Raw genomic sequence first — 23,833 nt, 5'->3', positions numbered from 1 at the left:
TGTTTTAATCATAACTGCTGTGAGAAATATTTTCAAGTAGAAATTTTATTTTTCCTATGATTTTCTCAAAAAAGTGAAGCTGTATGCTCCCGATGTCCGTCTATCCAAACCGTGCTCGGACAAGTGTGCAACATTCATTGACTTTATGTGGAAATTGTGATACTTTTATAACAAAATATAGGGGGCTTTTTATGGCTACAATCAAAGAAATTGCAGCTCTTGCCGGAGTATCCCGCGGCACCGTGGACCGTGTCTTGAATGATCGCGGCGCAGTAAACCCGGAGACTGCAGAGAAAATCAGAAAAATAGCAAAAGAACTGGACTATAAACCCAATCGTGCCGGTCTGGTCCTGGCTGCCCAGAAAAAGAGATTGAAGTTAGGCGTCATTCTGTTTTCCACCGGGAATCCCTTTTTCCAGGATGTATTGGCAGGAATCGATGAAAAAGCGGAAGAGCTGGCAAATTACAACTGCACTGTAATTACAAAACAGATCTCCTTCGGTGTGGAGGCACAGCTGCAGACAATCGACGAGCTACTGGCGGAAGAGGTAAACGGCATCGCCATGACTCCTTATAATGACGCCCGGATCCGCAACCGTATCAATACGTTATATGAACAAGGCATTCCTGTAGTCACGCTGAATACAGACATTGAAGATTCCAGACGCCTCGCTTATGTGGGCAGCAATTATACCCGCAGTGGTGCCACTGCCGCCGGGCTTTTACAACTGATGACTTCCGGTACGGTAAACATTGGAATCGTCACCGGTTCTTCCAATATCCTCTGCCATACGGAGCGCATTGCCGGATTTATGAAAACCTTAGTCCCTTACCGTGACCGGATCCACGTGATAGACACGGTGGAGATCCACGACGATGAAGTGGAAAGCTACGAGAAGACCACTGCACTGTTATCAGAACACCCCGAGATCAATGCGCTGTTTTTTGCTGCCGGCGGTGTCTATGGCGGCTGCCGCAGTGTGGAAGCTTTGGAGCGAAAAGGTTCCGTCCGGATCATTGCTTTCGATCTGGTCCCTACCACGAGACAGATGTTGGAAAATGGTACGATTGCCGCTACTATCTGCCAGCAGCCAAAAATTCAGGGCAGCAAACCGCTTTCCCTGCTGTTCACCTATCTGACCACCGGAGAGACTCCGGAGAAGGAATACAATTATACCGCGGTGGATATCCGGATCAAAGAAAATCTCTAAAACTTTCTTAAGATTCTTCCGACACCCTTGTCATTCACAATATATAGTATTATAATATAGACGTTATCTACGAAATGTTGTTTTAAGGGGTACTAAAGCGGGGGAGTCTTTCATCAATGAATTTATCTGATTTGAAACGAAATGCATATATGTTGCGCGGTTCTGATGCAAAACGTGGTTACATGCGCTGGTGGCATTCTTTCCAGGGCGTTTGTCCAACGACGCAGGAGACCCGCACTTTTTTTGTGGAATATAGTATTCTGAATCCGGCTCTCGGAACCACACAGCCGATTCTCGGACAACACCCCTATTACAAACGGCATGGCATGAAGCCTTCTTATGTCTGTATCAAAGCAGGCGTTTTCCCTAAGAACGGTGACGGTGGGTTGCAATTGCAGTCCTACTATCCCATGACCTCTCTGCAGGTAGCACAGGATCCTTTTTATATGCAGATTGAGGAATGTGTCTTAAGTGAAAATCGCATCAGTGGTGCCATCGAGATCTCCGAGGATACCGCACGGCATCGCTCTCTGATGACCGATGCCGGCAGTTTTGTATGGGATCTGGAAATGCACAAGGCGGTAGCCTGCCATACCGGATATATTGCAAATGCGTTTTTTACGGTGATTCATGCGTTGGAAAGCTTCTGGCACGGTGAGGGAATCCGGACCTTTTTCCGCGGAACTGTTAATTTAAACGGTGTCACCTATGATATTACACCGGAGACTTCCTACGGCTATGCAGACAAGCATTGGGGACGCAGCTACAATCAGCCATGGCTGCAGTTTGCTTCCGGTCATCTGATCAGTGAACGCAGTGGTCGTGAGCTGAAGCATTCCGCTCTCGCCATCGACGGCTGTTGTCCGAAGTTTTTATTTTTCCCCATGCGGCGAAGAATCCTTATGCAGCTGACTTATACCGGAGAAGATTTCGAATATCATTTCGGCAAACCGCTTACGTTGCCCCGTTGCAAATGGAAGGTAAAAGAAACCAACAAACGTTTTATCTGGCATTTCAAAGCGCAGAACCGTACTTCCGTCATACGCATCTCAGGAAGCTGCAGTAAGGAACAGATGATGCCCCTGCTCTATGAAAATCCGGATGGAAAAGTCTCTCCCGCTCCTCTATGGGAGGGCGGCACTGCTGTCGGAACCATTGAATTGTATCGAAGAGTCGGCGGTTCTTTGGAGTTAATTGACAGACTTCAATTTGAAAATGGATTGTGTGCTTATCAAAGCTTTTAATTTTCCGCGTAAAAAACTGCTGCCGCAGATTTCTCTGACGACAGCAGTTTTTATATGTCTTTTGATGATTTAAATTGCCTCTTCCGGCTCTTCTAATGCTTTCTCGTAACTCTCCAGGATTACTTTCTGTAAATTCTCTCTGGTGGAAGAATTGATGGGATGTGCAATATCCCGATATTCTCCATCCGTTGCCTTCTTGCTGGGCATTGCAATGAATAATCCTTTTTCGCCTTCAATCACTTTAATATCATGCACTACGAATTCGTCATCCAGTGTAATGGATACAACCGCTTTCATCTTGCCTTCCTTGGTGATCTTACGAACACGTACATCTGTAATCTGCATTTGCTAACCCCCCTGGTATTGTTGCAGTGATCCCTACGCATTTTTCCGCCCTGCGGGCTCTCGAAATGCTACAGATATCCGGATCACTTAAATGACATACCTTTCATTACGTTCTACTACAATCTTGACTTCGCCTTCTCCCACAAAGTACGAATTTGCCCGGATCGTATCACGGCTCTCCACAATACAATTCTCAATATGCGTGTTATCTCCAATATATACGTCATTGAGGATAATGGAATTCTTGATCACACAATTATTGCCAATATAGCTCTTTTTGAAAATGACGGAATTCTCTACCACACCATTCACGATACATCCGCTGGATACCAGGCTGTTGCGTACCTGGGAACCGGGATTGTATTTTGCGGGGGGCAGATCGTCTACCTTGGAATATACATCCGGATACTGTTTGAAGAAGTAATTTCTCACATCTGCTTTCAGGAAATCCATGTTGGTACTGTAATAATCGTCTACCGATGCGATATTTCTCCAGTAATCCTTGATCTTATATCCGTAGATTCTCTTCAGATCCTTGTAGCGGATCAGAATATCTCTTACAAAATCATAGCGGTCTTCCTCAGCACACTTCTCGATCATCTCAATGAGCAGTCGCCGACGCACCACATAAATACCGCAGGAGATGGTATTGGTCTTGGCCTGCAGAGGCTTTTCCTCAAATTCTTCAATACGGCTTTCCTCATTCATGCGGATCGTACCGAAACGCTCTACATTGGTACCGGCTTCCATATCGCGACAGACTACAGTGATATCTGCCTTTTTCTCAATGTGATATTCCAGCACCTTATTGTAATCCAGCTTATATACACAGTCACCGGAAGCAATGACCACATAAGGTTCATGGCTGTTCTTTAGGAAGCTGAGATTCTGATAAATAGCATCCGCAGTTCCTCTGTACCAGTTGCTGTTCTCTGCTGTCACAGCGGGAGTGAATACATACAATCCACCCTGTTTGCGTCCGAAATCCCACCATTTGGAGGAGTTCAGATGTTCGTTCAGACTTCTTGCATTATACTGGGTAAATACTGCCACTTTCTGAATATGAGAGTTGGTCATGTTACTCAGTGTAAAGTCAATACTGCGGTAGCTACCTGCGATAGGCATAGCGCATATTGCTCTCTTCTGGGAGAGTTCCCGCATTCTGTGATTGTTACCGCCTGCTAAAATAATTCCAATCGCTCTCACTGCTATTCACCTGCCTTAATTAATGTTTTGCCGCTTGCGAGCTGGGAATCCTTATAATCTGCAGCAGCTGTCACTCCGGATATCACTGAGTTTTTGCCTACGCTGATACCGTCAGGAATCACGCTCTTCTCACCGATGGTTACAAGTCCGTGGTTGTAAATATGAGGTGCAGTATCATTCTCTGTTTCTTCACCAACACCCAATTTTACTTGATTACCTACCACAACGTTCTCTGCGATAATTGCCTTATTGATCTCGCATCCTTCACCGATCTGTGTCTGGTTCATGATAATGGAATCGCGGATCACGGTTCCCTTACCGATCGTTACGCCGCATCCGATGACGGAATTATATACCTCTCCATAGATATCGGAACCTTCGCCGATGATACTTCTCTCTACCACACTGTCCCCAGCGATGTAATCGGGGGGCTGGATCTCACTCTTGGTATAGATCTTCCAGTACTCCTCATACAGGTTGAACTCGGGCACAATATCAATCAGTTCCATATTGGCTTCCCAATAGGAGCTTAAGGTACCTACGTCCTTCCAGTAACCGGTGAACTCGTATGCATACAGCGGAGCTCCCTTTTCATGACAATAAGGAATGACATGCTTGCCGAAATCCAGTGCCGGCTGATCTGCCATAGCAATCAATGCTTCCTTCAATGTCTTCCAGTTGAATATGTAAATACCCATACTTGCAAGATTGCTTCTGGGATGTTCCGGTTTCTCTTCAAACTCGGTGATACGATGGTTCTCATCTGCGATCATGATACCGAAACGGCTTGCCTCCTCAATGGGAACCGGCATTACCGCAATGGTAACCTCTGCATTGTTAGCCTTATGGAAGTCCAACATGACTTCATAATCCATCTTATAAATATGATCTCCGGAAAGGATCAGAACATATTCGGGATTGTAGCTCTCCATATATTCCAGGTTCTGATAGATCGCATTTGCAGTACCTGTATACCATTCACTGTTGCTACTCTTCTCATAGGGAGGCAGTACGGTCACACCTCCGATATTGCGATCCAGATCCCAGGGAATACCGATCCCGATATGGGTATTCAGTCTGAGCGGCTGATACTGTGTCAGTACGCCTACCGTATCCACTCCCGAATTAATACAATTAGAAAGGGGAAAATCGATAATGCGGTACTTACCTCCAAATGCAACGGCAGGCTTGGCAACCTTGGATGTCAGAACACCAAGACGGCTTCCCTGTCCTCCAGCCAATAGCATAGCTATCATTTCTTTCTTAATCATATCCTCACCTCTATCCAGCCTTCCACCTGTTGTAATAAATAGTCTCTTACGGCTATTATCCGATGTATCCATCTGACTCGAAAAAGCGTCTGCTCTTTCCTTCGGATGTGATAATTTGATTATATCACATCAATACCTGAAAGTGAATATTTATTACTAGGATTTTTTGCCTTTTTACAATTTTTATATTCATTTTTTACATAATTGTCGTTCCATTTTTTATCTTTTTGTAAATTTCTACCAGTTTCGCACAGAGCAACTTTGCGCAAAATTGTAATGTTACACATTTTTTCAAAATCATGCCTACGGATTGTTTTTTTTCGTCTATATGTATATAATGTTAATTAATAAGTAATGCCATTACATTATATTAAGGAAGTGTCAACATGTATCAGATAGACTTTAATCACCCCTCGTCCATTTATTTTGTAGGTATCGGCGGTATCAGTATGAGTGGTCTCGCAGAGATCCTTGCGGATGCCGGTTTTCGTGTCTCCGGCTCCGACCGTTCCAAAAGCCCCCTTACCGAGACTCTGGAAAGAAAGGGGATTACTGTATTTTATGGACAACGTGCCGCGAATATTACTGATGATATCGACTGCGTCGTATTTACCAGTGCGATCCATAAGGATAATCCCGAATATATCGCCACGATGGAAAAAGGCATCCCGCATCTGACCAGAGCCCAGCTCTTAGGTGAGATCATGCAGAATTACAAAACACCCATCGCTATCAGCGGTACCCATGGCAAGACCACCACGACCTCCATGGTCAGTGAGATCCTGCTGCATGCCGGCACAGATCCCACTCTGTCCATCGGTGGAATGTTAAAAAGTATCGGCGGCAATATCCGCGTAGGCAGTACCGACCTGTTCGTTACGGAAGCCTGCGAATATACCAACAGTTTTTTAAGCTTTTTCCCCAGGATCGGTATGATCTTAAATATCGAAGAGGATCATCTGGACTTTTTCAAGGATATTAACGATATCAGAAATTCTTTCCATAAGTTTGCAAAACTCCTGCCCGCAGACGGCTGTCTGATCATCAACGGTGCCATTGACAAACTGCAGGAGATCACAGGGGATCTTGACTGCCGTGTGATCACTTTTAATAAAGAAGCTGTCAACAGTGACGGTTCTGCTGCAGACTATTATCCTTCAGATATTACTTATGATGAATTGGGGCATCCTTCCTTTACGCTTCATTGCCATGGCGAGGTATCCGGCAGTTTTTCCCTGCAGGTTCCCGGAGAACACAATGTCTGCAATGCAGTAGCTTCCATTGCATTAGCCGATCTGTTGTCGATTGACCGTGGAATTACCGTTTCTGCACTGCACGGCTTCACGGGCACGGACCGTAGATTTGAATATAAGGGAACCATCGGTGGCGTTACCATTATCGATGACTACGCGCATCATCCCACAGAGATCGCAGCCACTCTGCATGCCGCAGCCAACTACCCTCACAAGACTCTCTGGTGCATCTTCCAGCCCCATACCTACACCAGAACCAAGGCGTTTATGAAAGATTTCGCCAAAGCCTTAAGTCTGGCAGACAAGGTCGTCCTGGCAGACATCTATGCCGCCCGCGAAACCGACACCCTGGGAATCAGTTCTGAGACCCTGCAGGCAGAGATCCAGGCACTGGGGCATGAATGCTACTATTTTCCTTCTTTTGATGAAATTGAAAACTTTTTATTAGAAAATTGCATAAACGGTGACCTGTTGATAACTATGGGTGCCGGAGATGTAGTAAAAATCGGTGAAAACCTGCTCGGCAAATAGTTATCCACATTATCCACAGAGAATGTTTGGGATTATCCCTTCTTTCCCTGTGGATATTTTATTGTTTTCTTGTGGATAATTCCGTGTCGAATTTTGACGCATATTTGCCGATATATAAGCTTTTTCCGATACACCGTCTGTAGGTATCCACAATATCCACCGTTTCCACATTTTGCTTCGCGTGTCCGCAAGCCCAGTGTTTACAAGGTTTTCCGGCAAATTGACTATTTCTTTTTCACAGGTCTTATGCTATACTTGGTCTTACTTTGAAAAAGGAATGATTTGTGAAATTTGTGAAAGAAGGTATTGTGTGTTATGGCACGAATAGCGCTCTATAAGGATAATTATGCAGATTCGACGGTAGTGTCCAATCTGTTTATTGATGAATATATGAAGGATGCCAACGACGCACAGCTGAAGGTCTATTTCTATCTGCTGCGCATGCTGAATGCGGATCAGGCCATCAGTGTGTCCGGAATTGCGGACAAGTTCAACCACACGGAAAAGGATGTGATCCGTGCATTGAAATATTGGGAGAAGCAGCAGATTCTGGATCTGGACTTTGATGAGAATAAGGCTCTGGTAGGTATCCATCTCCGTGATCTGAGCGCCCAGGCCACCCCTGCCCCCCAGCACAATGTACTGTTAACTTCCGGTTCCGTACAGGCGCAGAATACTGCAGGAAGCTCCATGATCAGCGCTGCTGCACAGCGTGTGCAGACTACACCGCAGGAGGCAACTCCTGTCTATACCAAGCCCGCCTATTCCCTGGATCAGTTGCGGGAATTTAAAGAGAGAGAAGAGACTTCCCAGCTTTTGTTCATCGCAGAAGCATATATCGGTAAACCTCTGACCCCCTCCGAGATCAAAACGATTCTGTTCTTCACAGATGTGCTGCATTTTTCGGATGATCTGATCGATTATCTGCTGCAGTACTGCGTAGAACGTGGAAAGAAAGATTTCAAATACATAGAAAAAGTTGCTGTCAACTGGGCAGAGGAGGGTATCACCACGCCAAAACAGGCGCAAAAATTCTCTACCCGTTACGATAAAAATGTCTATTCCATCATGAACAGCTTAGGACGCAGTACTGCTCCCACAGCAAAGGAACTGGAATTCATCAATCGCTGGACCAGAGAGTACGGCTTCAGTACCGATATTATATTGGAAGCCTGTGAGCGCAGTTCCCTTGCTACGGACAGACATCGTTTCGAGTATGCCGAAGGAATCTTAAGCAGCTGGAGAGACGCAGGGATCCATCACAAGGCGGATATCCAACAGGCGGATGCCACTTACCAGAAGAAAAAGGCCACAAAGCCTGCTGCCGTATCCTCCAACCGTTTCACGCAATTTGCCCAGAACAGTTATGACTTTGCCGCTCTGGAAAAAGAAATTTTAAGTAATTAACCGAAATATTTGCAGGTAAAGGGGAACATGTCGTGTCACTGACTAACGCACAATACAATTCCATTATGAAAGACTACGAACAGACCAGGGACCGCAATCGTCATCTGGCGGAGCAGCGCCGCCGGGAGGTCTATACAAAGCTTCCAGAATACGGCAGGCTGGATGAATCTGTTGGTGAGCTATCCGTAGCCCAGGCAAAGCTTTTATTAAACGGTGATGATGAGGCGCTTACCAGGCTGCGCTTTTCTCTGAAGGATATTTCCCGCCGGAAAAAGGAATTGCTCGTCTCGGCCGGTTATCCTGCCGATTATTTAGAACCGGTCTACACCTGCCCGGATTGTAAGGATACCGGTTATATCGAAGGCGACAATGGTCTTCGCAAAAAATGTCATTGTTTTCATCAGCAGGAACTGGATATTCTCTATGAGCAGTCTCATATCCGGGACATGATCGCTTCCGAGAATTTTTCCAGCCTGTCTTACGAATACTATCATGGAGAAGATCTGGCGCATTTTCGAAAATGCGTCGATGTCTGTCACAATTTTGTACAAAACTTCAAACAAGACTACCACAATTTATTCTTTTATGGTACAGTAGGTACTGGCAAAAGCTTTTTGTCGGGATGTATCGCCAGTGAATTGCTGCAGAGCGGGCATTCCGTGATCTATTTCAGTGCTTCCGGGTTATTTGATACCCTTGCTCGTTATACTTTTAACGCCGGGGCAAAGGAAGCTCTCTCCGGATTCTACGAGGATATCTACAGCTGTGATCTGCTGATCATTGATGACCTCGGCACGGAGATGACCAATACTTTTGTGGCATCCCAGCTGTTCTCCTGTCTGAATGAGAGGCATTTGCGGAAAAACTCCACAATCATCTCTACAAATTTGAGTCTGGAAGAATTACGTGACCGTTATTCCGACCGTGTATTTTCCCGCATCACAAGTCATTATGACCTGTGTAAACTGACCGGTCCGGATATTCGCATGTACAAAAAGCGTATGCAAAATATATCTGACAATTAATTGTATGAACTGAACAGTATACAGAATCAGAAAGTGAGGATTACCCCAATGGCGAATCGTGAAGAAAAAAGAAATCTGGAGACTATCCCGGTAGGCTCTCTGGGCATTATTTCCCTGCCCGGCTGTAAGCCTTTAGGCGAAAAGGTAGACCAGTATCTTGTAAAATGGAGAGCAGAAAGAGAAAGCGAGCACAAAGAATCTCTGGCTTTTGCAGGTTATCAGAGAGACTCTTATCTGTTGGACGCAAAAGTACCCCGTTTCGGTTCCGGTGAAGCAAAGGGTCAGATCTTAGAATCTGTCCGTGGTACCGATCTCTACCTGTTAGTAGATGTACTGAACTACTCCATGACTTATTCCCTGTGTGGTAATGAGAATCATATGTCTCCCGATGATCACTATCAGGATCTGAAGCGTATCATCGCAGCAGTCGGTGGTAAGGCCCGTCGTATTACGGTCATCATGCCTTTCCTGTACGAGAGTCGTCAGCACAAGAGAACTTCCCGTGAGTCTCTGGACTGCGCACTGGCACTGCAGGAGCTGGTAAGCATGGGTGTAGACAACATCATCACTTTTGATGCTCACGATCCCCGTGTACAAAATGCAATTCCTCTGCACGGTTTCGAGACTATACAGCCTGCATATCAGTTCATCAAGGGTCTGCTTCGCAATGTGAAGGATCTGCAGTTAGATTCCAACCATATGATGGTCATCAGCCCGGACGAAGGCGGTATGGGACGTGCTATTTATGTAGCCAACGTTTTAGGTCTGGATATGGGTATGTTCTATAAGAGAAGAGATTACACCCGCATCGTCAACGGTCGTAACCCCATCGTAGCTCATGAGTTCCTGGGCACTAGCGTAGAGGGCAAGGATATGATCATCATTGATGATATGATCTCCTCCGGTGAAAGTATGTTGGAAGTTGCCGCTGCTCTGAAGGAGCGCAAGGCAAATAAGATCTTCGTCTTCTCCACCTTTGGTCTCTTCACCAACGGTCTGGACAAGTTCGACAAAGCTTATGAGAACGGCATCATCGATAAGGTACTGACCACCAACCTGATCTACCAGACTCCGGAATTACTTCAGAGAGAATGGTACATCAACTGCGATATGAGTAAGTACATCGCTTACATCATTGATACTTTGAACCACGATTCTTCCATCAGTGATCTGCTGAATCCGAATGAGAGAATTCAGAATATCGTTGCAAAATATAAGAAGGGTGAGCTGTAAAGCTCACCCTTTTATTTTAACTTTCCATTTACAGCATTCCAAGCGCCGATAGCAACGCACCGATGATAATGCAGAAATCCGAGCAGTTGAATACAATCTTGCGGAACGCCTGCCATTTCACCGGGAAGCTCACGTAATCCACCACGTAACCTCTGTGAAGGCGGTCATAGGTATTGCTGAATGCACCTCCAAGTGACAGCGCTAGTCCCAGTCGCAGCAAATTGTTGCCTCGACGTCCCAGACTCACAATAAAGACAACGGTCAATATCAGTGTAAATGCCAGTGAAAAAACAGCCACCAGACGCCTTCTCTTCTGTCCGGCATTGAGCATCATGCCTTTGTTATGATGCTTTCGGATCAGAAATTTTCCCTTGCAGATTGCTCGTTCGTCCCGCTCGTCCACATGCGACTCTATATAATTTTTCAGGAAAAAATCTCCCCAGAAAATTCCTGCCAGTATCACAAGGCATACCACTGTCATATAATATTCCGCTCCTTTTTCACGCCATCCGTATTTCCCCTTGAAATCCGCTTATTCGTGCTCTGCTTTCCGATTCTTTATCTTCAGAAACGCCAGAAGTGCTCCATACAATACTCCAGCCACAGGCCATACAACCCAGGTAATGTCCCAACGCATCGTCGGCAGGCTGATAGCCAGATAAAGCGCTGTCCAGACACACCAGTAAATTGCTGTCACATGCTCATACTTCCGGTTGACTGCCTTATTCTCCACAGTATAATCCCCCTCCTGAAACAATTTCTGAAAACCGCCCCAGATAATACCGGACCACACGAACAGCCATACAGCGATCGCCACTACAATGAGCAAAACATCCGTAGCAAGGATTACCGCATAACCATTATTCCCGAAAAAAATGGATACTATCAGCAAAGGTACCACTCCCAGGATACACAATACAACACCCAGGGTTATGCAGATCCGGTAGGTTCCCGCAAAGGTTTCTTTTGCTTTCTCCACGATTCCGGATACCCCATATTGCAGTGTCAGCTTTTCTTTTTCCAGATATTCATATTTATTGTACGGGATTCCGGTGAGAAGAAATACCGCTACCGCAACTACCACCATCAGTAATAGTACGATAAGACCGATTCCTCCCGCAGCATTTTCTGTGACAGCTCCTCTTTTGGCACCTGCCATTCCCAACAACCACAACAATACAACAGGAGAGAGCACACATAAGGATACTGCCGGAGCAATGTGGGCAGCATATTTTTTCGTAGCTTCCAGAAACGTATTGGCTTCCTCCACCGTGATCACTTTTCCCTCTGTGATCTCCGGTGTCATTCCATCGGCGAATTCCGTCTCTTCCATTTCATCTTTTAATAAGTAATCCGTAGTAACTCCGAACAGCTGGCTCATACCGACAATGCGTTCCAGATCCGGGATTGAGGCTCCACTCTCCCATTTGGATACAGACTGTCTGGAAATGTCCAGGCGTTCTGCCAGTTCCTCCTGGGACCACCCATATTTCTTACGCAACATTATTATTTTTTCTGACAGGATCATTTTCATTCTCTCCTTCTTTTATTAATGTTTTCTTGTGCACACATAGATCGTCGACATAGGAAAATCATAACAAAAGAGCCGGTTGACAACTACCAAGTGCCCTTGAAATTTTGTCAACCGGCAGTTGCGTTTCCGGATTTTTCTGAAATTTACAGCAATATTACTGTACTTCACGGATCAGACAGTATTGCTTTAACGGGAAATTCTTCTCCATCACACCATATACTTTGAATCCGAACTTTTCATAGAATTCCACGTTTTTTGGATTATGTGTTTCGAGGGAGATCATCAGTTTGTGCTTCTGGGCATAGTCAATGGCTTCCTCCAGAAGTTCCGCCGCGATCCCATGATGTTGCATGGATGGATCCACCGCCAGATAAATGATATGCAGACGCTGATTCTGATGTAGCTGATCCGTCCAGCTGGAATTCAGATAATCCTCACCCTTCATAAAATTCCGAAATGTCTTTAACGAAGGATCCTCCTTGATCAGATAGGAATCCGTCTGTAAAGCAGCCATGGCCTCTGTAAAATAGAACTGAAATACATTGTACGGCTCCGCTTCATCCGATACCACCAATACACTGTTCAGATCCGCGCTGTCTGCGAAGATCTCACAGGTCGCATAAAATTCATCCATGTCACATTTAAACAGCTCCGGCATCAGATTTTTACGGACTTCCGGATCCGGAATCAGCGTCTCGTACAACGGATCGTGTGCAAAGCACTGATTCAGCATTTTCTCCACTTTCGGAAGGTCTTCCTTCTGCACACGATATAACTTATCACTTTCCATAATTGTATTTACCGTTATCTCCTTATTATGATGATGTCAGTCCCCAGCTTTGTTGTCTGTGGATCGTTCCGTGCTCTGCTCTCGCCATCATTACAATTCGAATATCTCTGTCACAGATTTCTCCATTTGTTGCACGATATTCATCAGGCTGACCACAAGCTTGCTACATGCATGCTCCAGGCTGGTAATTTCTTCCCGGTAGTCCATTTCCTTCATACCGGATCCTGTCAACGTCTCCAGTTTTTTTTCTTTTTGGAGAAGCTGCTTGACCGTTCCATATAGATTTTCATGCTCCGGCAGCCTTCCGTAACCCCATTTCAGGCGATCCTTCGGCTGATGGAATACATAATCCGTAAAATGCCTATATACTTCTTCATCAAAATTAAAGGCATAGGCATTGTTGTCTACCTGATAAAGCTTACGAAGTGCGGAGGAAAGTCTCTGTTCTTTCAGATTTCTCACCGCTCCGCCCAGAAGTCTCAGATTTGCACTACATATCTCATGAGGATACAACACATTTCCGTACCAGTCAATCTGCACAAAAGCGTCCTGCTCCTGTTTGAACCTTGCAAGCAACTTCTGTTCCAGTGGTCTGGTCTGCCGGAAAAGTCCCTCCGCCTCGTCGTATTTCCCATCTCTAAGCAACTGTTTGTAGTTACGGTTGTATTCCTCTACCGCTTCATATTCTTCCCGGCATCTTCTGAGCGCCCGGTCACTTAAAGTCTCCAGTTCCTCAATTTTTTCAAGCAAAACTCGCTTTTTCTCTCCCAGCTGCCCCGCCACATCGGCGCGGTAGCAGATCTCCCGACACTGTTCCAATCCCTTGCGAATCCGCTGCACCACCGGTGAAAACTGTAACGGTACCACTGCCGTTTCATCGAGTGCCAGGATCAGCAGAGCAAACAGCTCGTGATGCAGACGATATACCTGTTCATCATAAAACTCATCGTTGTCAAACTGGGAATGGTAGTGGGTCTCCATAAAGCTTCCGCCGGTGAAATCATTTACCATGGACGGTACACCTGCGATCGCCATGGAAAAATCATCCGACCAGGTCTCGATCGGAGATGTCACTGCCGTCTCTTCCGGATAGGCTATCGTCAGATTCGGCAGATCCGCCAGATATTCCTCCAGGAAGCTAACATATTCATAGCAGCTGCGGATCCTCGCTCTGGTACCATGCGCCAGTGCAGGAAGTTCAAAGTTCAGATCTGCGATCACCTTCCCTACCCACTCCGGATGTGCGGTAAATATCTGCTCATAAGCTCCCGTAGACCAGTCGAAATTGGAATCAACCACGCCCCATTCCTCGGATGCCATGGCACAGATCACAATGGTATTGTTCGGTTGAAAACCACTGTCCCGCAACGCCTTTGCAATACCAAACATCAGAGCGACCGCTGTATTGTCATCCTGGAATCCGTCAAAATAGGAGTCATAGTGCGCAGACAAAAGCACCATGCGGTCAGGATGTTTTCCGGGAATCCTTCCCACAATATTATAAGTCGTGCAGTTTCTGGTCACCCTGGATTCCGCATCAAAGGTGACCGTTATTTCCTCCTGATCACGCAGCAGCTCCAGCAGGCCGGCCGCATCTTTTCTGGAAATGGAAAAAGCGGGAGCATCCTCCGGTCCGGCGATATCCTGTGCATTCAGAGCTTCATCGTCGATTTCGCCGTAGCCGCCGCTCTGCACTGCGATCAGGGCAACGGCTCCTTTCAGATGTGCCTGGTATACCGGATAATTGATCCACCACTCATCTCTCTGGTTAATCTCCACCAATACCAGTTTATCCCTGACATCTTTTCCCTGATAGTCCGTCTCCGTTCCTTTTCCCAGATACATCATGGAAAATTCCTTCGGGCCATCGGTGACAAAGGTTGTCTGATAGGCTCCCAGCTCTACTGACACGGTCTCCCCGGCTGCATTCGTGTAGCTTAACGCCGCCTTATGAAATTCCCAACCGTCTACCGTCACAGCATCCTTTGTAACCTCAGACAGTCCGATTTTTTCCATTTCTGTCTTCAGCATCTCTCCGGTCTCAAATTCTGCCTTAGAACCCGCCGGGCGATACCCCAGTGTCGGATGTGAACGGTATTGTTCCATTCGTTTTGCCAGTTCATACGAATACGGTATATCCAGATTCTGTAACACCTTTTTCTGTAAAGTCACCCCGTTGTCATGCATATTCTGTCACTCCTGTTTCTATCCTGTCCGTTCTGTCGCAGGAACCGTTACTTATTTTTTTACCATAGAATTCATATTTTCAGTAATTTTCTGCAGAATCTCTCTGTTTCTCTCTTCCGCTTCCAGTGTCTCACTGGCATGGGCAGACACTTCTTCCGTAGTCGCTGAGATTGTCTGAATGGAATCCACGATCTCCTGGTTGGCTGTTTTCAGAGCTTCTACTGTCTGAAGCATCTCACCCAGATTATCCACGATCGCATAGCTGCTGTCTTCAATTGCCGTGAAACTGTCCGCCGCACGCATCGTTCCTTCCCTTTGGCTGACGATACCGTCTATCATCTGACGGATGACCGTCACCACTTCTCCAATCGCTCCGGATACATTTTGGATCAACTCCGCGATGTTGCCTGTAGCATCCTTTGTCTGGGTGGCCATTCCCGAAATCTCCGTCGCCACTACGGAGAAACCGCGGCCGGCTTCACCGGCTCTGGCTGCCTCTATGCTGGCGTTCAGCGCCAGAAGACTGGTCTGATTAGCTATTTTGCTGATGATTTCCACGATGGAATGCATCTCCTGCATATAATGATCCAGCGTTTCCAGCTTCTGTGCCGCCAGTTCACTGTTTCTTGCAGAATCCTCTGCCTGCTCTTTCAGACCTGTCATCTCTTCTTTTCCGGCATCCAGCATTTCTATCGTATGTTCCATATTGCTTCCGATCGTCTCTGCCACTTCACTCACAGTATTTACTTTTTCCTGAATAGCCTCCGTCTGGGACGTCTGCTGCTGAATCGCCGCTGCAGACTCCCCGGAACCTGCAGACACCTCCTCCATGGCTGTTTTGGTACTGTCAAAAGCAGTTTCCAGTTTATTCAATTCCGCTGTGATATCAGCTACTGAAGTCTCCATCCGGCTGCTCATTTCCATGACCTCACGTAAGGTTGCTTCCGCGCGGTCCTGCGCAGCTGTAATGCTCTCTATATTTTCATCGGTGTTCTTTTGGTTGGATATGGTAGCATAGATGGATGTAATGCACAGCAGAATCATTACCGAAATCTGTATAAATCCTGCGTCCTGCCCCAGATAGCCAAATCCCCCTTGTGTGGCTCCCAGGAGCACCACCAGGATATTCTCTACCACCGTCCCCACATTAATAAGTACAAATGCCTTGACATCATGATAAGGCATGACTGCAAACATCATGGGAATTACAAATGCATACACCATGTTGCACTGTGCCGTAAAAAGCAGCACCGTATAAAACAACGCAAATCCGATCAGTGACAGATGTTTTATAGCTTTGGTCGCATGATCCCTCTTCCAACAAATAAATTCTGCCAAAACCGGTATAATTCCAAGAAGTATTAGCACTACCAATACCGGAGCCGATACTATGTGCTCAACGAATCCGATCACGCTAATGAAAAGCATACATGCATTGATCACACCATGTGCTATCATGGCCACCCGGTTATTTCGTTCCATCTCTTTCATTTGCATTCTCCTTTTCTCCCGTATGATGTATTCATTCCTTATATCTCTTATATTGTAATTCATGATGGTATCTCCGTCAATAAACCACACGAAAATGCAGTCCGGTTTTCTGTGAAAATCGGACTGCATTTTCTGTCATTTATATGTTATCTCCCTGCCGTACAACTTCCGGCACCCTCTTTATACCTTGAAAACATCCAGCACCTTTTCCAACTTGTCCGCTAATACCAGCAGGTTCTCAGAAGAAGTCATCAGTTCTGTCATGGTATCACTCATTCCATGAGCCGCTTGCATGGTACTGTCTGCGGATGCTGCATTCTGTTCGGAGATTGCCGACAATCCTTCCACCACATCACGGATCGCACTTCCGGACTGTCTTAAGACATCCATCTTCTCCCGGATACCGCCGATATGTTGCAGGGAATTCTCCACACCATCCGCTACTGCCGCAGTCTTCACACCGGTCTCCTCTAACTTGCTCTGCTGGTGATTCATGTTGGCTTCCACTTCACCCATGATCTCCACCATTCTGCCGGAAGACTCCATGATATTTTGAATGATCTGCTCAATCTCGGTTGCAGAGCGCTTGGACTGGTCAGCCAGCTTACTGATCTGCTCTGCCACCACTGCGAAGCCTCTTCCCGCTTCCCCGGCTCTGGCTGCTTCAATGCTGGCATTCAATGACAGCAGATCTGTCTCGTCCGCAATATCCTGAATCATGGATACTGCCTTGGTGATATTCTGAATCGCTCCGCTCATATCCTTAATCTGTTCCGCTACCCGCAGGACAGATTCCTTGGTGCTTTCGTTGGAGCTGTTCAGTTCCTTCATGATCTCTTCGGAAGCTTTCTCCGCTTCTGCCATCCTGCCGGCATAATCCGTCAGAGAATTCACTTTGTCAGAGATATACTCGATTTGTTCGCCGATACGTACCACGTTCGTATTGGCATCCGTTGTTTCGTCTGCCTGGTTCCTGGCACCTTCAGAGATCTCCCCTACTGCCTGGTATACGTCGTTGACAGATTCCTGGGTATCCTGCGCCATCTTGATCAGTTTGTTGGAAGATACTGTCAGATTATCCGCGGAATCCTTGATATCCGTCACAATGGTGCGCAGCGTCTTCTGCAATTTCACAGAGATCCGGTAGACATCTCCCAATTCGTCCTTTTTTCGGCACTGCTTTTCATCCGGTTCTGCATCCAGTTCTCCGTTCATGATCCTGCCCAGGAAATGCTTCGTCTTCTTCATGGTCTTCACCATGCTACGGGATAATACGCTTACCAGCGTTGCCGCCACAAGAACGCATACTACAGCGATCAGGATAATATCCTTGACCTGCATCGAGATTGTATCCTTGACATTCTGCATCGGCGTCGCCACTTCGATGGCACCGATCACAGAGCCATCAGAATTGATCAATGGCTGATAATATACATAATAATCTACTTCGGAAATGTTGCAGTCCGTCAGGAACAAAGCCTCCCCAGTCTGAATCTGTGCATAGACATCGTCTTCCAACGCCGTACCGTTAATACGTCCTCCTTCCGGCTTGGTCAATGTCGTGATCAGACGCATATTTCCATACAGAAAAGACACCTGGAAGCCTGTCTTCTCCCGCAATCCATCGATCAACTGTGTCTCCCCGGAAATGGATGTGCCTCCCTTGCACACCTTGCCTCCCTTATCTCTGGTGTAATCGCCTTCATACAGATTCGTGTAGGTTTCATCCACACTGACACCAACGATCCGCAGAGACTGCTCAATCTGTTTCTCAATTCCGGTCTCTAATGCTTTAGCCCCCACCGTAGCCACCAGTGCACACACAATGATCATTGGTAGAAGGCTCAGCGCCAGTATCTTTTTGGAAATTGTAAAAAATGGCTTTTTCTTCCCTTTTACTTCCGTTTTCTTGTTCTCTGTCTTCTTCATACTTACCACATCTGCCTTTCTGTAAAAGACTTCGTCACATTTGGTCTATCTCGAAAACGTTTAAGTATTTTCTCGGTGAAATCATTGTAACATTTTCCATATAGTAATACAATTCGACAAAATTACAAGTATTTTACTGTCAGATTTGGTTATTTTTCCTCAACGTTAAGTAAAAACAACTTTTTTGTTTACGAAACAGTTAAGTTTTTCTGCTTCCAGACCGGCATACGCAGTATCTTTATCAATAGCGGAATGATCATGATAAACCACACAATAGGCTCTGCCGCGATGACACCCGGGTATCCGAACATGGGAACCAGCGTCGCCGCGATCACAATTTTCCCTATCATCTCCAGAGAGCTGGAGATCAGCGGTACGATCCGCTCTCCAAGTCCCTGCATGGAGTTTCTCACAATACAGATTACCGCTGTCACATAATAGAACAGTGTATCTACCTTCAGATATAATGTGGCATTGTAGATCACTTCCGGATTTTTGCTGCCGGTGACCAGCCATACCAGCCAGTCACCGATGGTATAAGCAGTCACAATATTAAGCGTACACCAGATGCAGGTATAACCGGTTGCCAACAGGATTCCTCTGCGGATCCGGTCGATTTTGCCGGCTCCCAGATTTTGTCCGCAATAGGTCGCCATTGTCTGACCGAAGACGCTGAACATGATCATGAAGATTTCAGAGATCTTGCGGGCTGCCGTATGGGCAATGATAATATTCTGTCCCAGCTTATTGATGGAGGTGTGCAATGTCAATGTACCGATATTGACCAGCGAGCTCATGAATCCCATGGAAAGACCGGAGCTTAACATATTGCGGAGCATTCCGGCATCCTGCAGCTTCAGATCATCCACACGTATCCGCAGAATTTCATACTTTTTCCACAGATAGACCGCACACACCACCACAGCGATCAGCTGCGACAGCACAGTAGCAACTGCGGCACCCAGCACTCCCATATGCAGCACCACGATCAGAAGCAGATCTCCTCCGATATTCAGCACCACCGACACCGCCAGCACGATCAGCGGGGTCACGGTATCTCCGATCGCTCTTAAAGTCGCAGATAATACATCATATAATAAAGTAATAACAAGTCCCGCTATGATCACGGATACATACTGTGTTGCTGTATTCAGCAGATTTTCCGGCACATTCAGGAATCTGAGGATCGGCTGCAAAAATACAAGCCCTCCAATCGTCAATACCACAGCTGCCAATAGGCCAAGCACCAGAGAATTGCCTAAGGATCTGCGCAATCTGTCCATATCCTTCGCTCCGAAGCACTGTGCCGAAATAATAGCAAAGCCATTGCACATTCCCATCAGGAACTGTACGATCAGATTGCTCAGCGTCGTCGTGGCCCCCACTGCCGCCAGGGCATTATCTCCCAGAAAAGTACCTACGATGCGGGTATCTGCCAGACTGTAAGTAAGTTGCAATAAATTGGCCAAAAAAATAGGAAGGGCAAACGTCAGTATCAAAACTGACGGTCTGCCCTTTGTAAGATCTTTCATATAGTTCCTCACTTCTACACTTCCGAGAAAAATATAGATTTTCCCGCATGATAGGGCTACAGAACTTTTTTAAAACTTTTTCTTGGCATTGTCAAGGTATTTCTTGGTCTCAGCCACCACAACACCATTTAATGCCAACAGTGCGATCAGATTCGGGATTGCCATCAGACCGTTGAAGATATCTGCGATGGTCCATACTGCCTTAACAGTCATGTAGGGTCCGATGAATACGCAGGCAATGTAGATCCAACGGTATACTTTGATTGCCTTCGGCTTCTGACCGATCAGGTATTCCAGGCATCTCTCGCTGTAGTAATCCCATCCGAGGATCGTGGTAAATGCAAAGAATACCAGACATACCATCAGGATAAAGGATGCAATAGAGCTGTTAAAAGGCAGTCCCTGCTGGAAAGCTCTGGTGGTAACATCCACGCCGTCCAGACCTACGTTCCAGGAATCGGTAATTACAATCGTAAGACCGGTCATGGTACAAATGATCAGGGTATCGATAATGGTACCCATCATGGAGATCAGGCCCTGCTTGGCAGGAGAATCGGTCTGCGCTGCAGCCGCTGCGATAGGTGCACTACCGATACCGGCTTCGTTGGAGAAAATACCTCTCGCAATACCCTTCTGCATTGCCATGATAACCGCTCCCAAAGCACCGCCGGCTACGGCACGCATACCAAACGCACTCTGTACGATGGTTACGATAGCTGCCGGAATGGCAGTTACATTAAAGATCAGTACTAACAGACAGGCTACTACATAAGTCACTGCCATAAAAGGAACGATGACCTGTGCCACAGTGGAGATACGCTTTAATCCACCGATAACAACCAGTGCCACACAGATGGTCAAAAGGATTCCGGAGACCACCACACTCCAGGAATAGTCCATGCCGAAGAGCTGTACGGTATGTTCATTGTTCACATCGAAGAAATTATGTACCGCACTGGTGATACCGTTGATCTGGGTAAAGGTTCCGATACCGAACAATCCTACGCATACACCCATAAAAGCGAAGATCTTCGCCAGCCATTTCCAGTTCTTGCCCATACCGTTCTCGATATAGTAGAAGGGTCCGCCGATGATGTGTCCGTCCTCTGCTACCACACGATACTTCACCGCCAGCAGGCACTCGGAATACTTCGTAGCCGTACCTACCAGCGCAGCGATCCACATCCAGAACAAAGCTCCGGGACCGCCTGCTACAATAGCCGTTGCCACACCAACGATATTACCGGTTCCGATGGTAGCGGACAATGCCGTACACAGTGCCGCGAAACTGGATACTTCGCCGTCTTCGCCCGACTTTTCATTGGCAATTAAGTGTTTGATTGCATGGGGAAGCTTCGTGATCTGCAAAAAATGAAGTCTGGCTGTGAGAAAAAGGCCCGTAGCCAGAATGAGGACGATCAGGGGGATGCCCCAGACGAAATCATCCACTGTGGTCAGAAAGTTACTAATCATGTCTAACATATTCCCTCTCCTTCCGTCACCTCTTGTGACGTCCTATCGTAGATTGATTTCTTCCGAAGAGAATGGGAATAAGCATATAGATGCTCTGTCCTTTTGCCTGAGAGATTGGCAGCTTTACTGCCGTACACCTTCGGCGCCTTCTATACGGAAATATGATAATTGCTTTCCGTGGAAGGACTCTCCAGAGTAAATCTTTACCGCGCTAAAGCGGCAACAAAATCACAATAGCATACTTTTTCACCCATTGCAACGTTTTTTTATCTTTAGTCATTGATCTGACCAACACAGACATTGACTTTTATGGTACCTGATTACTATAATATAATTCATATGAATACTAACACGAACAATCACAAAACTTCATATTCCATTACACGTGGACTGTTTTTCCTGATCATGTGTTCTGTGATTTTTACGGTACTGTACTACAGTCTGCCCAGGCAGAACCGTGAGCCGGCAATATCGGATTATATTGACTTTTCAGAAGGCTGGACCACCTCCGATGGAAGCCCCGTTGATTTTTCCCATATCAGCGGCACCTGCACAGTGACCAAGAAGCTTCCTGCGCTGACTCACGACATGGCACTTTTCTTTTTTTATAAAAGTTCCAATGTGACGATCCTGATAGACGACCGGCTGATCTATGAGACCATGCAGCCGGAGAGTGTTTTCTTCGGCAAGACACCGGGAGCCTCTTATGTCTCTCTGCCGATCTACCGGGAAGATTCCGGGCGCACGCTCACCCTGGTGATCGATAATCCTTACGGAGACGGCAGTGGCAAGATCAATGATATGTATCTGGGACGTAGTGAAGATATCCTGATAAGCCGCATCCGCAACAAGGCACCCGGATTCGGCATCAGCTTCCTGATCGCCCATCTTGGTCTGGCATTTATCCTGTTTTATCTGCCATTACACAAGAAGCACATCATCGGCAGCGAGATGCTTTATCTGGGATTGTTTGCCCTGAATATCGGTATCTTCATGTTGGCAGATAACCGTATGCTGCAGCTGATCCTGCGTAACAGTCATATCTATCATACGATTGCGGAACTTTTTATGATGCTGATCACCATCCCACTGTTTCTGTACCTTGGCAAAATGTATACAGAGTACTCCCCTGTGATGGTACAGACAGTATGCCTTATCAGTGTCATGGATTTCAGTATACGTTTCTGCCTGAATCTGACCGGTCAAAAGGACTTCCATGAAAGTCTCCGTCTGACCCATATTACTTTTAGCATTCTGATCGCGCTTGTTATCTACGTCATCGGCAAGGGATTTTATCAGAATCAAAAGCAGCATCTGAAGCACAATCTATATCATAACCTTGGAATTCTGTGTCTGTGCTTTGGCGTTCTACTGGATATCCTGCTGCTATGGTTCGGCAGTGCTCCCGAGACCAGCTTCTTCACACGGATCGGTGTGCTTCTGTTCCTGATCATGGAAGCAGTCCATGTTACCCTGCGCCTCATGACCAACTATCAGGAAGGCGTTCGCATGCAGCTGCTCAGCCGCCTGGCTTATCGCGATGGCCTGACTGACCTGCTGAACCGTACTTCCTATATGGAAGAATTGAAAAGACTGGACGCATCCCATAATTTTCATGTGTTGCTGGCACTGTACGATGTGAATAACCTCAAATATGTGAACGACACCTACGGTCACCAAAGCGGTGATGAAATGATCCGCCGGGTAGCGGATACTCTGTCGGCACATCTCGGTTCCTTAGGAAAATGTTACCGGATCGGCGGAGATGAGTTCGTATTTCTGTCGACCGCAGCCGATTCTGAAAAAGAATTTCTCAAGCTGCAAAGAGATTTCGAAGCGTCTCTGGGAGTTCTGAAGCTTCCGGACGGTTCCGAGCATCCCATTACTGTAGCCATGGGATATTCCGTACTGCCCCATAACATGCCCCGTTCCATGGACGATGTGGTCCGGGAAGCCGATGTCAAAATGTACGAAGCGAAACGACGAATGAAAACAGAAAATCGATCATAAGCGTTGCAGATCTTATTTCATTTTGTAATGTAACTTGAGAGTTACGAGCCATGCAAAGTCAAAACGAAAACAGCGATCTGGGAGCTTGCTCACAAGTCGCTGTTTTTGTTTTTGACTTTATACGGCGACAGCCGTCAATGAAATAAATGTGGAGCGCCCTT

The 23,833-nt window shown here is 46.4% G+C and carries 18 protein-coding genes and 1 riboswitch; of the genes, 7 read left to right on the top strand and 11 right to left on the bottom strand.

Going from position 1 to position 23,833, the window contains the following annotated elements; all coding sequences use genetic code 11:
* Window positions 1-191: 191 nt before the first annotated feature.
* On the top strand, window positions 192-1,211 hold the full coding sequence (locus FYJ59_RS08495) for a LacI family DNA-binding transcriptional regulator (RefSeq protein WP_154496465.1): 1,020 nt from the start codon (window positions 192-194) through the stop codon (window positions 1,209-1,211).
* Window positions 1,212-1,327: 116 nt separating this feature from the next.
* Complete coding sequence (locus FYJ59_RS08490) at window positions 1,328-2,455, top strand: hypothetical protein (RefSeq protein ID WP_154496464.1); 1,128 nt, start codon at window positions 1,328-1,330, stop codon at window positions 2,453-2,455.
* 69 nt (window positions 2,456-2,524) lie between these two features.
* Here the strand turns inward: FYJ59_RS08490 and spoVG are convergent, their stop codons facing one another.
* From spoVG to FYJ59_RS08475, 3 genes are all read right to left on the bottom strand, one after another.
* On the bottom strand, window positions 2,525-2,800 hold the full coding sequence (gene spoVG, locus FYJ59_RS08485; protein ID WP_022153747.1) for a septation regulator SpoVG: 276 nt from the start codon (window positions 2,798-2,800) through the stop codon (window positions 2,525-2,527).
* A gap of 87 nt (window positions 2,801-2,887) precedes the next feature.
* On the bottom strand, window positions 2,888-4,006 hold the full coding sequence (gene glgD, locus FYJ59_RS08480) for a glucose-1-phosphate adenylyltransferase subunit GlgD (protein ID WP_022153748.1): 1,119 nt from the start codon (window positions 4,004-4,006) through the stop codon (window positions 2,888-2,890).
* Between the two features lie 2 nt (window positions 4,007-4,008).
* Window positions 4,009-5,277: a glucose-1-phosphate adenylyltransferase gene (locus tag FYJ59_RS08475; RefSeq protein WP_154496463.1), complete on the bottom strand. Its 1,269-nt coding sequence runs from the start codon at window positions 5,275-5,277 to the stop codon at window positions 4,009-4,011.
* Between the two features lie 386 nt (window positions 5,278-5,663).
* Between FYJ59_RS08475 and murC the strand changes: the two genes are divergently transcribed.
* The 4 genes from murC to FYJ59_RS08455 all read left to right on the top strand — a co-directional run bounded on the left by murC (window position 5,664) and on the right by FYJ59_RS08455 (window position 10,726).
* Window positions 5,664-7,061 (top strand): UDP-N-acetylmuramate--L-alanine ligase, encoded by a 1,398-nt coding sequence (gene murC, locus FYJ59_RS08470; protein ID WP_154496462.1) that lies wholly within the window; start codon window positions 5,664-5,666, stop codon window positions 7,059-7,061.
* A gap of 315 nt (window positions 7,062-7,376) precedes the next feature.
* Window positions 7,377-8,468, top strand: coding sequence for a DnaD domain protein (locus tag FYJ59_RS08465; RefSeq protein ID WP_154496461.1), 1,092 nt, complete (start codon window positions 7,377-7,379; stop codon window positions 8,466-8,468).
* Between the two features lie 32 nt (window positions 8,469-8,500).
* The gene (locus FYJ59_RS08460) at window positions 8,501-9,493 is read left to right on the top strand and encodes an ATP-binding protein (protein ID WP_328597221.1); all 993 of its coding nucleotides are present in this window, start codon (window positions 8,501-8,503) and stop codon (window positions 9,491-9,493) included.
* Window positions 9,494-9,541: 48 nt separating this feature from the next.
* Window positions 9,542-10,726 (top strand): ribose-phosphate pyrophosphokinase, encoded by a 1,185-nt coding sequence (locus FYJ59_RS08455; protein ID WP_154496460.1) that lies wholly within the window; start codon window positions 9,542-9,544, stop codon window positions 10,724-10,726.
* A 28-nt stretch (window positions 10,727-10,754) separates the two neighbouring features.
* Here FYJ59_RS08455 and FYJ59_RS08450 read toward each other — a convergent pair whose 3' ends face one another.
* From FYJ59_RS08450 to FYJ59_RS08415, 8 genes are all read right to left on the bottom strand, one after another.
* Window positions 10,755-11,207: a signal peptidase II gene (locus FYJ59_RS08450; RefSeq protein ID WP_154496459.1), complete on the bottom strand. Its 453-nt coding sequence runs from the start codon at window positions 11,205-11,207 to the stop codon at window positions 10,755-10,757.
* Window positions 11,208-11,258: 51 nt separating this feature from the next.
* On the bottom strand, window positions 11,259-12,254 hold the full coding sequence (locus FYJ59_RS08445) for a helix-turn-helix domain-containing protein (RefSeq protein ID WP_205839502.1): 996 nt from the start codon (window positions 12,252-12,254) through the stop codon (window positions 11,259-11,261).
* A gap of 160 nt (window positions 12,255-12,414) precedes the next feature.
* Window positions 12,415-13,050, bottom strand: a complete 636-nt coding sequence (locus FYJ59_RS08440; RefSeq protein WP_022153995.1) for a GNAT family N-acetyltransferase — start codon at window positions 13,048-13,050, stop codon at window positions 12,415-12,417.
* A 90-nt stretch (window positions 13,051-13,140) separates the two neighbouring features.
* The gene (locus tag FYJ59_RS08435; protein WP_154496457.1) at window positions 13,141-15,237 is read right to left on the bottom strand and encodes a M28 family peptidase; all 2,097 of its coding nucleotides are present in this window, start codon (window positions 15,235-15,237) and stop codon (window positions 13,141-13,143) included.
* Window positions 15,238-15,288: 51 nt separating this feature from the next.
* Window positions 15,289-16,728 (bottom strand): methyl-accepting chemotaxis protein, encoded by a 1,440-nt coding sequence (locus FYJ59_RS08430; protein WP_205839501.1) that lies wholly within the window; start codon window positions 16,726-16,728, stop codon window positions 15,289-15,291.
* 180 nt (window positions 16,729-16,908) lie between these two features.
* Window positions 16,909-18,657, bottom strand: coding sequence for a methyl-accepting chemotaxis protein (locus FYJ59_RS08425; protein WP_154496455.1), 1,749 nt, complete (start codon window positions 18,655-18,657; stop codon window positions 16,909-16,911).
* 188 nt (window positions 18,658-18,845) lie between these two features.
* On the bottom strand, window positions 18,846-20,189 hold the full coding sequence (locus tag FYJ59_RS08420; protein WP_154496454.1) for an MATE family efflux transporter: 1,344 nt from the start codon (window positions 20,187-20,189) through the stop codon (window positions 18,846-18,848).
* 69 nt (window positions 20,190-20,258) lie between these two features.
* Window positions 20,259-21,671 (bottom strand): alanine/glycine:cation symporter family protein, encoded by a 1,413-nt coding sequence (locus tag FYJ59_RS08415; protein WP_154496452.1) that lies wholly within the window; start codon window positions 21,669-21,671, stop codon window positions 20,259-20,261.
* Between the two features lie 75 nt (window positions 21,672-21,746).
* A riboswitch (glycine riboswitch) is annotated at window positions 21,747-21,866 on the bottom strand.
* Between the two features lie 135 nt (window positions 21,867-22,001).
* On the opposite strand from FYJ59_RS08415, the gene FYJ59_RS08410 reads away from it, so the two are divergent.
* Window positions 22,002-23,672: a sensor domain-containing diguanylate cyclase gene (locus FYJ59_RS08410; RefSeq protein WP_205839500.1), complete on the top strand. Its 1,671-nt coding sequence runs from the start codon at window positions 22,002-22,004 to the stop codon at window positions 23,670-23,672.
* Window positions 23,673-23,833 lie beyond the last annotated feature (161 nt).

The sequence above is a fragment of the Waltera intestinalis genome (genome assembly GCF_009695995.1).
Lineage (GTDB): Bacteria > Bacillota > Clostridia > Lachnospirales > Lachnospiraceae > Acetatifactor > Acetatifactor intestinalis.
This window is presented reverse-complemented; position numbering and strand designations above follow the sequence as displayed.

Bases quoted from the DNA above. Each gene is read 5' to 3' on its own strand.
- FYJ59_RS08495 (WP_154496465.1), top strand. From the start codon at position 192: ATGGCTACAATCAAAGAAATTGCAGCTCTTGCCGGAGTATCCCGCGGC.
- FYJ59_RS08490 (WP_154496464.1), top strand. From the start codon at position 1,328: ATGAATTTATCTGATTTGAAACGAAATGCATATATGTTGCGCGGTTCT.
- spoVG (WP_022153747.1), bottom strand. From the start codon at position 2,800: ATGCAGATTACAGATGTACGTGTTCGTAAGATCACCAAGGAAGGCAAG.
- FYJ59_RS08475 (WP_154496463.1), bottom strand. From the start codon at position 5,277: ATGATTAAGAAAGAAATGATAGCTATGCTATTGGCTGGAGGACAGGGA.
- murC (WP_154496462.1), top strand. From the start codon at position 5,664: ATGTATCAGATAGACTTTAATCACCCCTCGTCCATTTATTTTGTAGGT.
- FYJ59_RS08465 (WP_154496461.1), top strand. From the start codon at position 7,377: ATGGCACGAATAGCGCTCTATAAGGATAATTATGCAGATTCGACGGTA.
- FYJ59_RS08455 (WP_154496460.1), top strand. From the start codon at position 9,542: ATGGCGAATCGTGAAGAAAAAAGAAATCTGGAGACTATCCCGGTAGGC.
- FYJ59_RS08450 (WP_154496459.1), bottom strand. From the start codon at position 11,207: ATGACAGTGGTATGCCTTGTGATACTGGCAGGAATTTTCTGGGGAGAT.
- FYJ59_RS08445 (WP_205839502.1), bottom strand. From the start codon at position 12,254: ATGATCCTGTCAGAAAAAATAATAATGTTGCGTAAGAAATATGGGTGG.
- FYJ59_RS08440 (WP_022153995.1), bottom strand. From the start codon at position 13,050: ATGGAAAGTGATAAGTTATATCGTGTGCAGAAGGAAGACCTTCCGAAA.
- FYJ59_RS08435 (WP_154496457.1), bottom strand. From the start codon at position 15,237: ATGCATGACAACGGGGTGACTTTACAGAAAAAGGTGTTACAGAATCTG.
- FYJ59_RS08430 (WP_205839501.1), bottom strand. From the start codon at position 16,728: ATGAAAGAGATGGAACGAAATAACCGGGTGGCCATGATAGCACATGGT.
- FYJ59_RS08425 (WP_154496455.1), bottom strand. From the start codon at position 18,657: ATGAAGAAGACAGAGAACAAGAAAACGGAAGTAAAAGGGAAGAAAAAG.
- FYJ59_RS08420 (WP_154496454.1), bottom strand. From the start codon at position 20,189: ATGAAAGATCTTACAAAGGGCAGACCGTCAGTTTTGATACTGACGTTT.
- FYJ59_RS08415 (WP_154496452.1), bottom strand. From the start codon at position 21,671: ATGTTAGACATGATTAGTAACTTTCTGACCACAGTGGATGATTTCGTC.
- FYJ59_RS08410 (WP_205839500.1), top strand. From the start codon at position 22,002: ATGAATACTAACACGAACAATCACAAAACTTCATATTCCATTACACGT.